The organism is uncultured Thiodictyon sp., assembly GCF_903946935.1.
Taxonomy (GTDB): domain Bacteria; phylum Pseudomonadota; class Gammaproteobacteria; order Chromatiales; family Chromatiaceae; genus Thiodictyon.
In genome coordinates this window covers 1-10,702 of sequence record NZ_CAJAXH010000181.1, presented here as the reverse complement: position 1 = coordinate 10,702, position 10,702 = coordinate 1, and the positions used below count along the sequence as shown (strand labels likewise).

The following is a 10,702-nucleotide window of genomic DNA, read 5'->3' as shown; positions in this document are numbered from 1 at the left end:
TAGGATACCTGGCAGGCGACTCGATGCTGTCTTCATTCATATTGAAACCCGGAATAAGATCGCATTTTCGTATGGATTCCGGAGATTCTACAATTTTTTTGCTATAAAATCAATAATTTAGTTTCTAGACAGGCTCTAAGGGCGATGTGGGTCCGCAAGGCGTGGCAGGTCCCATTGGGCCCGCTGGCCCCGCAGGTACAGGTACTGGCGCGAGTTATAACGCGCGGCGCATTGCCACGCTCAGTTGGGGCGTGAATACCACGGCCCGGTTTACGGTGGGCGCAAATCCTGTCGGCGTCGCCTTTGATGGCGCCAATATGTGGGTGAGCAACTACAGCGACAACACGGTTTCTAAGCTCGATGTTGCTACCGGGGCGGTGGCGGGTGTTTACCAGGTGGGCGCGGCCCCCATCGGCCTTGCCTATGATGGTGCCAATATCTGGGTGGCCAATTCTGACGCTGGCAATGTGACCAAGCTCAGCGCTGCCACCGGCATTATCTTGGGCGCTTACCCGGCGGCCGCATACCCGACCGGTATCGCCTTTGACGGTGCCAATATGTGGGTGGCCGATGGCGCGGGCAGCACGGTCTCCAAGCTCAGTGCAGATACGGGACAGTTGATAGGTAGTTACCAGGTGGGCGATGCGCCGAACGGGATTGCCTTTGATGGCTCCAGTGTTTGGGTAGCTAATCAAAGCAGCGGAAGCGTGACCAAGCTTGACGCCGCCACGGGTAACGCGACTGGGACTTACATGGTGGGCTCGATGCCATCCGCGATTGCCTTCGATGGCGCCAATGTGTGGGTGGCCAATTACGGTGACGGCACGGTTTCCAAGCTTGATGCCGCCGCGGGCACGGAGATTGGGACTTATCCGGCGGGCGGTTCCCCATACAGCATCGTCTTTGATGGTTCTTACATCTGGGTGACCGGTATCGTGGATGATACGGTTTCCAAGATTGATGCCGCCTCCGGTGCGTTGATAGGAACTTACCCGGTGGGTAGTTACCCATACTCACTCGCCTTTGATGGCGCTAATGTTTGGGTGGCCAATTTCCTCGGCGACTCAGTGTCCAAATTGTAGGCGCGGGCCGGTCGTAGGGTAACGGGGGGGGGCGCTGAATGGTCGTTGCCATTTAGCCGCCCCCCCTCACTCTTCTTACACCCGGAGCAACAACCGCGCCGGCTCTTCCAATGACTCCTTGATGGTAACCAGGAACTGCACCGCCTCGCGTCCGTCGATGATGCGGTGATCATAGGTCAGGGCCAGATACATCATGGGGGCGATGACCGCCTGGCCGTGTTCGGCGATCGGGCGATCCTGGGTCTTGTGCATCCCCAGGATGGCGCTTTGCGGTGGGTTCAAGATGGGCGTGGACAGCAGTGAGCCGAAGATGCCGCCATTGGTGATGGTGAAGGTGCCGCCGCTCAGTTCCTCGAAGCTCAATGACCCGTCCTTGGCCTTGCGCCCGAATTCGGCGATCCCCTGTTCGATGTCGGCCATGCCGAGCTGGTCGCAATTGCGCAAGATCGGCACCACCAGTCCGCGCGGGGAAGACACGGCGATGCCGATGTCATAATAGCCGTGATAGATGATGTCGGTGCCATCCACCGAGGCATTGATGACCGGGAAGCGCTGCAGGGCCTCCACCGCGGCCTTGACGAAGAATGACATAAAGCCCAGGCGCACCCCGTGGACCTTCTCGAACTGGTCCTTATAGCGGCTACGTAACTCGATGACCGACTTGAGATTCACCTCGTTGAAGGTGGTGAGCATGGCGGCATTCTGCTGTGCCTGGATCAGCCGCTCGGCCACCCGGGTGCGCAGCCGGGTCATGGGCACCCGCTGCTCGGGCCGGCCGGCCTCGCCGCTCAGGGCCGGGGCGCCCGCGGCGACGGTCGGTAATACGAAATCCGGATCGCGTTCCGGCACGGCCTTCTCGTGCTCCTCCAGAAAGGCGAGCACATCGGCCTTCTGCACCCGGCCATCCCGGCCGCTGCCGGCGATCTGGGCCGCGTCCAGGTTCATCTCTTTGACCAGACGGCGGGCGGCGGGTGCCAGGATGGGGTCGGCCGCCGCAGGGACGGTCGCCGCGGGCTCGGCGGGCGCCGGTCGCGGCGCGGCGGGCGTCGCTCCGACGGCGGCGGGTGCGATGACGGCCAGCACGGTGGCGGCGGTCACCAGGGTGCCGACCGGGGCCAGGATCTCACCGAGTATGCCGTCGGCCGGGGCCGGGACCTCCAGTACGACCTTGTCGGTCTCCAGGTCGACCAGGCTCTCGTGTTTCTGTACCGCCTGCCCCGGTTGCTTGTGCCAGGCCAGGACGGTGGCATCGGCGACTGACTCGGGAAGGGCAGGGACTCTGACTTCACTATTCATTGCTTAGGAATCCTTTAATTCATGCTTGGGTTGAAGGGGCCGCTCAGGGCCGCTTCGATCAATTGATCATGCTGCTGGACATGGGCGGCGCGATGGCCGACGGCCGGCGCGGCGGAGGCCGGCCGACCGGTATACTTGAGCCGCTTGCCGGCGGGGAGCAGCTCATGCAAGCGGTGTTTGATCTGGTCCCAGGCCCCTTGATTCTTGGCCTCCTCCTGGCACCAGACGATCTCCGGGGCTGCGGGGTAAACGGCCAGGGCGGCGTTGAACGCCTCCTTGGGGAAGGGGTACAGTTGTTCGATGCGGATCAGCGCGCGGTTGCTCAGACCGCCCGCCCGTCGCGTCTCCAGTAGATCGTAATAGACCTTGCCGCTGCAAAAGATCACGCGCTCGACCCCGGCGGGATCGATGGCATCGCATTCGCCAATCACCGTCTGGAACCGCCCAGTGGTGAGTTCATCCAGTGCAGAGACCGCCAGCCGATGCCGCAGCAGACTCTTGGGGGTCATCACGATCAACGGCTTGCGGTAATCCCGGAGCATCTGGCGGCGCAGCAGGTGATACATCTGGGCCGGGGTAGTGGGGACGCAGACCTGGATATTGTGCTCCGCGCACAGTTGCAGATAACGCTCCAGCCGGGCCGATGAATGCTCCGCTCCCTGGCCCTCCAGACCGTGTGGCAGCAGCATGGTCAGGCCGCAGGCCAGTCCCCACTTGGTGCCGGCGGAGGTAATGAACTGGTCGATGACCACCTGGGCGCCGTTGGCGAAGTCGCCAAATTGGGCCTCCCACAGGGTGAGCGCATTGGGCTCGGCGGTGGCGAAACCATACTCGAATCCCAACACCGCCTCCTCCGAGAGGATGGAGTCGATGGCGATGAAGGCCCCCTGCTGCGGGTCCAGGTGCTGGAGCGGGGTGTAGGACTCGCCGGTGGACTGATCATGGACCTTGGCGTGACGATGCACAAAGGTGCCGCGCCCGCAATCCTGGCCCGAGAGCCGCACCGGGATGCCCGCCTCCAGCAGGCTAGCATAGGCGAGGTTCTCGGCCATGCCCCAGTTGAGCAATTGCTCCCCTGCGGCCATCTTGTGCCGCTCCTCCCACACCTTCGCCACCCGCGGGTGCAGGTCGAATCCCTCCGGCACCGCCAACATCGCCGCGGCCAGGGCTTGCAATTTCGGCAGCGGTACACCGGTGTCGCACTCCTGGTCCCAGTCCTCGCTCTGGCAGTGCGACCAGTCCACCCGGTAGGCGTTGTCGAGCCCGCACAGCACCGGGCGGGCGACGACCACGCCCTGTTCGATGGAGCGCCGATAGTCCTCCACCAGGGCCGCGGCCTCCGTCTCGGTCATGACCCCCGCGGTGGCGAGGCGCTGCGCGTAGAGCGCCCGCGTGGTGGGGCGGGCGGCGATCTTCGCATACATCATGGGCTGGGTCACGGCCGGCTCATCGGCCTCGTTATGGCCCAGGCGACGGTAGCAGATCAGGTCGATGACGACGTCTTTGTGGAACTGGTTGCGGAAGTCGAGCGCCATGCGCGTGACGAAGATCGCCGCCTCGGGGTCGTCGCCATTCACATGGAACACCGGCGCTTGGACCAGCTTGGCGATGTCGGTGCAGTAGGGGCTGGAGCGGGCGTCCAGCGGGTGGCTGGTGGTGAAGCCGATCTGGTTGTTGATGACAATATGCACCGTCCCGCCGGTGGAATAACTGCGGGTCTGGGAGAGTTGCAGGGTCTCCATCACCACGCCCTGGCCGGCAAAGGCGGCGTCGCCGTGGATCAGCACCGGCAGCACCTGATGCCCGTTATGGTCGCGGCGGCGGCGCTGGCGGGCGCGCACCGAGCCCTCGATCACCGGGTTGATGATCTCCAGGTGCGAGGGGTTGAAGCCCAGGGCCAGATGGACGGCGCCCCCGGGGGTGTCGACATCGGTGGCGAAGCCCAGGTGATACTTCACGTCACCTGCCATCGTGTGGGCGTCCATGGGCAGCCGCCCCTCGAACTCGTCGAACATCGCCTGGGGCGGCTTGCCGAAGATGTTGGTCAGCACATTGAGCCGGCCGCGGTGGGCCATGCCGATCACCACCTCCTTCTGACCCTTGCGCCCGGCGCGCTGGATCAGTTCGTCCAGTAGCGGGATCAGGGTCTCGCCGCCTTCCAGCGAGAAGCGCTTCTGGCCAACGTAGCGCTGATGCAGATATTTTTCGATGCCCTCGGCGGCGCTCAACATGAACAGTATCCAGCGGCGGTCGGCGGTCTCCAGTTCCGGGGTCGCCCGGTAACTCTCCAGGCGCTTCTGGACCCAGCGCTTTTCCGTCGTGCTGGTGATATACATGTACTCTGAGCCGACTGGTCCACAGTAAATTCGCTGGATCAGGGCGATAATGTCGCGCAGTGGCATGCGGTCCGGGGCGCAGAGCGAGCCGGTGTAGAAGACCAAATCCAGATCGTCAGCGGTCAGGTTGTGGTAGACGGGGTCCAGGTCCTGGACCCGCGGCCGCTCGCGTAACCGGATCGGGTCGGTGTCGGCGACTTGGTGACCGCGGAAGCGGTAGGCATTGATCAGGCGCAGGACCGCCGACTGCTTCTCGGCCGCCGCCGGTTCCAGTTGATCGACGTTGCGCAACCGTGCCTGCGAGCGGCTCTCGCGGGCGAGCCGGGCGAAGTTTTCGCGCACCGGGCCGTGGGCGATCTCGGCGGCGACTGGCTGGACGCTGGGCGCCGGCTCGTTGGCGGCACTTTGGCGCATGGCGTCGAAGCGCACCCGCCAGGCGTGGTCGACGCCCTCCGGGTCCCGCAGGTAGCGCTCGTAAAGGTCTTCGATGAAGGCCGCGTTGCCCCCGTACAGGGCACCGGAGGAACGGAACAGCTCAAGGATTGCGCTCATACTTGGTATTAATTTAGCCGCGGGGGCTACTTAGAGGGTGGGGGTGGCGGCTGTTTATAGCACAGGCCGGATTCGGGTCGCTGAAGTTGTTTGGCGCGCCCGGAAACGCGACAATGGGACGGCACCTTGCATCCCGCACCGGCACCGCCTGCGGCACTGACGGTCCCAGCGAACAACATGGTCAACCCGGAGTCTAAGGTCAACGAGGCGCATCGGCGCAAGCGGCTTCATCTTGCCCGCTTGGAGGCCGATGTGGCCTATTTCCAGGCGCGCCTGGAGATGATCGGCCAGCCGGAGAGCGCCAACCAGCTGGCCCAGTGCAAGGTCTTTCTGCTGCTGCATGAGGCCGCCAACGCCGAGGTCATAGCGGCCGAGCAGGCGGTTTCGGAGCTGTATTCGCGTGTGTAGCTTCGTCATCCTGCGTCGTCCGGGGCACCCCTGGCCGGTCCTGATCGCCGCCAACCGCGATGAACTCGCCGGGCGTGCGTGCGCGGCACCCGCGCGGCACTGGCCGGATCGCCCGGAGGTCGTCGCCGGGCTCGATTGTGCGGGCGGCGGCAGTTGGCTGGGTCTCAACGACCATGGCCTAGTCGCCGCCGTGCTGAATCGTACCGGCACCCTGGGGTCGGAGGCCGGCAAGCGCAGCCGTGGCGAGTTGGTCCTAGAGGCCCTCGACCATGCGGAGGCCGAGGCTGCCGCCGGTGCCTTGGCGGATCTCAATCCCGCCGCCTACCGCCCGTTCAACCTGGTGGTGGCCGATCCCCGCCGCGCCTACTGGCTGCGCCTCGGGGGCGACGGGCCGATCCGTGTCCATCCGATTCCGCCTGGCCTGCATTTCCTGAGCGCGACTGAGCTTGATGATCACAACCACCCGCGGATCGGCCTGAACCGTCCCCGGTTCCTGGCCGCCCCAATCCCCAGGCCCGAGGCCGACGACTGGGCCGCCTGGCGCGACCTACTGGCCGCCGCGGACTATCCCGAATCGCTCGGGCCTGAGGCCGCCATGGTGTTGGACGGCCCGGACGGCTTCGGCACCCGCTCCAGTGCCCTGATCGCACTGCCGGCCTACCCCGGCCCCGCCGCCCGGCCGCGCTGGCTTCACGCAACGGGGCGGCCGGACCAGACCGGGTTCGAGCCGGTTGTGCTGGACGACTGCATTTTTGACGGTTGACAGGGCGGCGGTCGATCCGGATAATGCTTCGCTCGGTGACGGCATCCGCTAACGCGGTCCCATTAACCGGTCAGTCCGCAGGTAAGCGAGACTAGATAGAGCCTCTAAGGATGGAGTGCCGTAAACTTTGCGCCCGTAGCTCAGCTGGATAGAGTACCTGGCTACGAACCAGGTGGTCGGGAGTTCGAATCTCTCCGGGCGCGCCAATAAAACAAGGGCTTAGACTCGCAAGGTCTAGGCCCTTTCCTTTTGCGCAACCACTGCGCAACCACGCGGGGCAAAGTCGGCACCCGGTGCCGTTCGTCGGATCGCTCCCGGCAGGGGGCGGGTATCGCTCGGCATTGTCTCTTTGCGGGGTATCGCAGGTATCAGGGGTGCAAGCCAGCAACGGCGGGGCTTGGGCTGATACCTCCCGGGGGTTGCAGCGGGTATCAGGGGTATCGAGTGTCCGACCATGGCGCGCTCGACCAGGTGCAGCCGCGCACCGCCGGGCCGCGGGGCTGTGACCTGCTCGAACTCGCCCGCATGATCGGCGCCGGCAGGGCTGCCCTCCACCTTCGCCCGGCAGTCACCGACCCGGACCTTGCCGCGGGGCCAGGTGCAGCCGGCGGCGATCCGTAGGGCCTCACCGTCCAGTGGTGGCCTGGGGGGTCACATCCGTTGTGACCCCCCGGCGCCGGGGCGAGCATGGGGTGGTGATCCCGCACCCCATCCGCACTGACCGCCAGCCGTACACACCCGCCGGTGTCCAGTCGCCATACACACTTGACGATAGGGCACGCACCTTGCATTAAGCACAGACCGTGCCACAGGCGAAACCTATCAATCCTGGGTTTGCGTGTACGCTCCGGCGGGTGTGTACAGGGGGCGATAGGCACGCAAGCCGTACCCAGACCTGGGGGGGGCCATGTGGGCGGGCAAATCCTGGATTTCCAGGAATTGAACTGCTCCAGGTAGCGCGCGATCCGGGCGACCTCGAACCCGACCCAACAAAAAGCCCGCACAGGGCGGGCTCGGTGGACCTGGGAGCGGTAAGGGGTCAGGGGCGCAGCGGGCACGGTGGGGCGCTCAGTGCGCCGGGCGATGGTTGTCCAAGGGGGGCCTTGCCGATCAGTCCATATCGCCCTCTGCGGTGTCGATACACCCCAGCCGCTCGCGCCTGCCCGCCAGCATCTTCGACCGCTCGGCAGCCCTGGCCAGGGCCGCATTGTGCAGGGCGTCCAACTGCTCCTTGGGCGGGAACACGCAGAGGTTTACATCGGCCTCGACTTCAACCTTGTCACGCCAGTCCTTCGGCCGCCGATTCTTCAACCAGAAGATCCCCGCGGCGACGCTCGGGGCGGCCTTGCTCACCGTCTTGGTGGTGGTGGTTCCGTCCGCGTCCTGGGTCACTTCCCGGACCTCGGCCACCAGGTGTTCACCGACTGCGGATCGGTAGAGGCTGTCAGCAACTCGCGCATCGGCAACCGTCTTGCCGTCCGTTAGGGCCTGCAAGAAATCAGCATGGGTCTTCTTCCAGCCGTGAAAGCATCGCTCACTGACCTGGAAGAACTCGGCCTGCTCGGCATCGGTCAAACCCAGCTTGGCCAGCCGTCCGGCTTGGTCGGCGAACTCGTCGCGGTACGCGGTCGGTTGCCCACGGGGGCGCTTGGGCTTGCTGTCACCGGCGGTCATTGCGGAACCTCGGTAGTGCGTTGGCTGCCTGCTCCAAGGCCGTTTCAGCGAACCGGCGGGCGACCGGCGGGGCATCGGGGGACAGGCTCAGGTGTCCATCCTGGTAGAGCTCGCCCAGGGCCAGCAGCGCGCTTAGGGGCGGGTTGTCCTCGACCCGGTAGAGTCCGTCGCCATCGGGGTGTTCGGTCATCGTGCAGTCCTCACAGGCTCGTCGCCATGCCTGCCCAATCTTGACGGTCGATAGCCGTCAAGGTGCAGAGTGTCATTGAAAACAGCTTCTCGACATAGCGCCCGCTGGCATCGACATTCGAGCCGATGGGGTCGGTAATCGCCTCGATGACGAGAGGGGAGTAGATGCGGCCCTTGTAGCGCATGGCGACGCACACCGGGGCCTTGGATGGCATCAGGACATCGACGGCGCCTTTGGCTGCGTCCGCGAACGAGCCGAATCCGCCAGCGGCGCCCTTGGCCAGAAACTTAATCGCCATCGCCAGCGGGTCATCCGGTGACAGCATCATCGGTAGCGCCCAGTCCATGAGCCGATTGAACGGCGTCTCAACCTCGCGCACGGGGTCCGCCCACGCGCGCAGCAGGACCGTGACCTGAATCTTGACCGGCGGCATCCCGGAGAACACCTGAGTAGAGTTCAGCTTGGTGATCCCGGTGCGGCCCTCCATCCCCGACAGTGCCGATTGCGCCCCCTCAGCGAGTCCAGCGACGAACCCGCCAGCCGGTGCGCCGGTCACAAGCGCCTGGGCGACCGGCGCGATAGCTCCAGATTGGAGCATCGCGGCCAGCATGGGCGCCTTGGCCTCAGCGCCCATGTGCTCGAATGGGCTATGCCAGTTCAGGGCCACTTCCATGCTGGCCTCGGTCAGTGGCGCCTTAACCGTCGCGGCTGCGTCCGGCTTGCTCCAGACGCCATTGCTGGCCTTGCTGACTGGATAGAAGCTCGCTATCAGGTGCTTGGATAACCCCCCCCATAGCGACGATGCGGTATCGCCGTCGGGGCCGTGCGACACGTCGATGGTCAGTCGATCAGCCATGATCGGCCAAGAAGCCAGCCGGCAACAGGGAATCGTCGCGGGTCCGAAGGAAGTCCTCCAGTCGGGCGACCTCGGCCACCAGAGCGGCGCTTTCGGCCTCCAGCGGCACCGGATCGAACGGCTTGGCCAGCGCGTCCAGGTCGGCGCCAGTCACGCCAGCCGCCCGCAGCTTCGCGCGCTTGAGCTCGGGTGGCGATCCGGCCGCCATCCGAATGATGCGGCCAATGTCCTCGGTACGCTTCGCAGCCGCCAGTACCCGGCGCGTGGCCTTGCTCACCAGCGGCGCCAGTCGGTCACTGTCGGCCTTCAGGGTCGCGGCGGTCGCGGCCTGGAACCGCGCAAGGTCCATCGTCGCGGAGTTGATCGCGTCGGCCATCTGGCGCAGCGCATCGGGCAGCGACGCACCCGGGGCTCGGTGCTGGGCCAGGGCGGCGATGGTGCCGTGGTTCAGCCGACGAGCGAACCGCTCAATGTCGCGGGCGCAGCGATCAGCCAGACGGATTGCGGTTCGATCCTGAAAGAGCTCGCGGTGAAGGTCGGGATTGCAGGCCAGGTCTTGGGGGAAAAGGCTCACTTGTGATTCTCGGGGTGATTGCGGAAAGTCCTCAGAATACGCGCGGTTCCGGTCTGTCCGGGTCCGGTTTTCCGTGTCGGGCGCGCACCCCGGCTCAAGCCGTCGTTTGCCGCCGCATCTCGCCCTTGATTCGCTCCAGCCGGGCCGCGCCGTGCTGTGCCGCCGCGGCGATCCGCGCAATCGACCCGACCAGCGGGGCGCCGGCCTTCATGTCCTCGAACCCTTCATTGACCTCCGCGAACCGATCAAGCGCGGCCTCTGCATCATTGGCAGCCTTCGTCATTTCGCCGGTAATGGCCGTCAACGCTTCCAATTTGTCATTGAGCAACCGCAGATGCTGAATATCCATCTCGCGCGCCTTCTCCCAAACGTCGAACAACCAGCGTGAAGTCTCGCGCTCTTGGGTCATGCGGTGCCCCGTTTCCCAGTCCTCAGTCTCACCGAATAGCCAATCAATGGAAACTTCGTAAAGCGAAGCCGCGCGACGAATCAGCCAAAGGGGAATATTCCGGTTGTCGGTGGCGTTCTCGAATTTGGCGAGCATCCCCGAATTGGCGAGAGTCAATTTCTCGGCGGCGAGCCTTTGGGACATATTGCACAGCCGCATCCTGGCATCGCGTAATCGGGCGCCGATGATCTGAATTGCTTGGGCTTCGCGGTGGTCGCGGACTTTCGGCGGCTGAACTGTAACGGGTTCGGTCATTGTCTCTACCCCCTCAATGCAATACGGGCTCTTTCGCCATCGCGCGCCGGACGCGGGCAATGGTCCGGTCCACCAGGTCTAAGACCTGCTTAGTCGTCTCGGGATCGCAGTCCCGGGCCAGCCGAACCGCGACGCCAGCCGGGCCGTGGGCGAACAGTTCGGCAACCTGCTCGGTCAGGCGGGCGCGATGCAGGGCGCCATAGACGGCCAAGGCCGCGCGGTGCTCGCGGAAGATCGGCAGCCAGACCCGGGCCGCGGTGCGGGTGCC

The 10,702-nt window shown here is 65.0% G+C and carries 11 protein-coding genes and 1 tRNA gene; 4 read left to right on the top strand and 8 right to left on the bottom strand.

The genetic code is table 11. The features are described from left to right. Window positions 1–251 precede the first annotated feature (251 nt). Entirely contained in the window at window positions 252–1,082 is an 831-nt protein-coding gene (locus QZX93_RS15645; protein WP_295393223.1) for a PQQ-binding-like beta-propeller repeat protein, read from the top strand. Between the two features lie 75 nt (window positions 1,083–1,157). Here QZX93_RS15645 and odhB read toward each other — a convergent pair whose 3' ends face one another. Then, the gene (gene odhB / locus QZX93_RS15640) at window positions 1,158–2,378 is read right to left on the bottom strand and encodes a 2-oxoglutarate dehydrogenase complex dihydrolipoyllysine-residue succinyltransferase (RefSeq protein WP_295393222.1); all 1,221 of its coding nucleotides are present in this window, start codon (window positions 2,376–2,378) and stop codon (window positions 1,158–1,160) included. A 14-nt stretch (window positions 2,379–2,392) separates the two neighbouring features. After that, window positions 2,393–5,266, bottom strand: a complete 2,874-nt coding sequence (locus QZX93_RS15635) for a 2-oxoglutarate dehydrogenase E1 component (RefSeq protein ID WP_295393221.1) — start codon at window positions 5,264–5,266, stop codon at window positions 2,393–2,395. A 126-nt stretch (window positions 5,267–5,392) separates the two neighbouring features. Here QZX93_RS15635 and QZX93_RS15630 point away from each other — a divergent pair, with 126 nt between their 5' ends. The 3 genes from QZX93_RS15630 (at window position 5,393) to QZX93_RS15620 (ending at window position 6,643) form a co-directional block, all read left to right on the top strand. After that, a complete protein-coding gene (locus tag QZX93_RS15630; RefSeq protein ID WP_295393220.1) occupies window positions 5,393–5,674 on the top strand; it encodes a hypothetical protein in 282 nt (93 codons plus the stop codon). After that, window positions 5,667–6,437: an NRDE family protein gene (locus tag QZX93_RS15625; RefSeq protein WP_295393219.1), complete on the top strand. Its 771-nt coding sequence runs from the start codon at window positions 5,667–5,669 to the stop codon at window positions 6,435–6,437. Before QZX93_RS15630 ends, QZX93_RS15625 begins: the two co-directional genes overlap by 8 nt. Window positions 6,438–6,566: 129 nt before the next feature. Beyond that, window positions 6,567–6,643, top strand: a tRNA-Arg gene (locus QZX93_RS15620). A 904-nt stretch (window positions 6,644–7,547) separates the two neighbouring features. Here QZX93_RS15620 and QZX93_RS15615 read toward each other — a convergent pair. The 6 genes from QZX93_RS15615 to QZX93_RS15590 form a co-directional block, all read right to left on the bottom strand. Next, window positions 7,548–8,111 (bottom strand): hypothetical protein, encoded by a 564-nt coding sequence (locus QZX93_RS15615; RefSeq protein ID WP_295393217.1) that lies wholly within the window; start codon window positions 8,109–8,111, stop codon window positions 7,548–7,550. Next, window positions 8,098–8,301, bottom strand: a complete 204-nt coding sequence (locus QZX93_RS15610; protein WP_295393216.1) for a hypothetical protein — start codon at window positions 8,299–8,301, stop codon at window positions 8,098–8,100. The genes QZX93_RS15615 and QZX93_RS15610 overlap by 14 nt, the downstream gene beginning before the upstream one ends. A 10-nt stretch (window positions 8,302–8,311) precedes the next feature. Continuing rightward, the gene (locus tag QZX93_RS15605; RefSeq protein ID WP_295393215.1) at window positions 8,312–9,157 is read right to left on the bottom strand and encodes a hypothetical protein; all 846 of its coding nucleotides are present in this window, start codon (window positions 9,155–9,157) and stop codon (window positions 8,312–8,314) included. Further along, entirely contained in the window at window positions 9,150–9,731 is a 582-nt protein-coding gene (locus QZX93_RS15600) for a hypothetical protein (protein ID WP_295393214.1), read from the bottom strand. Before QZX93_RS15600 ends, QZX93_RS15605 begins: the two co-directional genes overlap by 8 nt. A gap of 94 nt (window positions 9,732–9,825) precedes the next feature. After that, window positions 9,826–10,434, bottom strand: a complete 609-nt coding sequence (locus QZX93_RS15595) for a hypothetical protein (protein ID WP_295393213.1) — start codon at window positions 10,432–10,434, stop codon at window positions 9,826–9,828. Between the two features lie 13 nt (window positions 10,435–10,447). After that, window positions 10,448–10,702, bottom strand: a 255-nt coding sequence (locus QZX93_RS15590; RefSeq protein WP_295393212.1) for a hypothetical protein, incomplete at its 5' end; no start/stop codon positions are given.

What these genes read in the sequence shown, in the direction of transcription:
- odhB (WP_295393222.1), bottom strand. Translation starts at nt 2,378, where the DNA reads ATGAATAGTGAAGTCAGAGTCCCTGCCCTTCCCGAGTCAGTCGCCGAT.
- QZX93_RS15635 (WP_295393221.1), bottom strand. Translation starts at nt 5,266, where the DNA reads ATGAGCGCAATCCTTGAGCTGTTCCGTTCCTCCGGTGCCCTGTACGGG.
- QZX93_RS15615 (WP_295393217.1), bottom strand. Translation starts at nt 8,111, where the DNA reads ATGACCGCCGGTGACAGCAAGCCCAAGCGCCCCCGTGGGCAACCGACC.
- QZX93_RS15610 (WP_295393216.1), bottom strand. Translation starts at nt 8,301, where the DNA reads ATGACCGAACACCCCGATGGCGACGGACTCTACCGGGTCGAGGACAAC.
- QZX93_RS15605 (WP_295393215.1), bottom strand. Translation starts at nt 9,157, where the DNA reads ATGGCTGATCGACTGACCATCGACGTGTCGCACGGCCCCGACGGCGAT.
- QZX93_RS15595 (WP_295393213.1), bottom strand. Translation starts at nt 10,434, where the DNA reads ATGACCGAACCCGTTACAGTTCAGCCGCCGAAAGTCCGCGACCACCGC.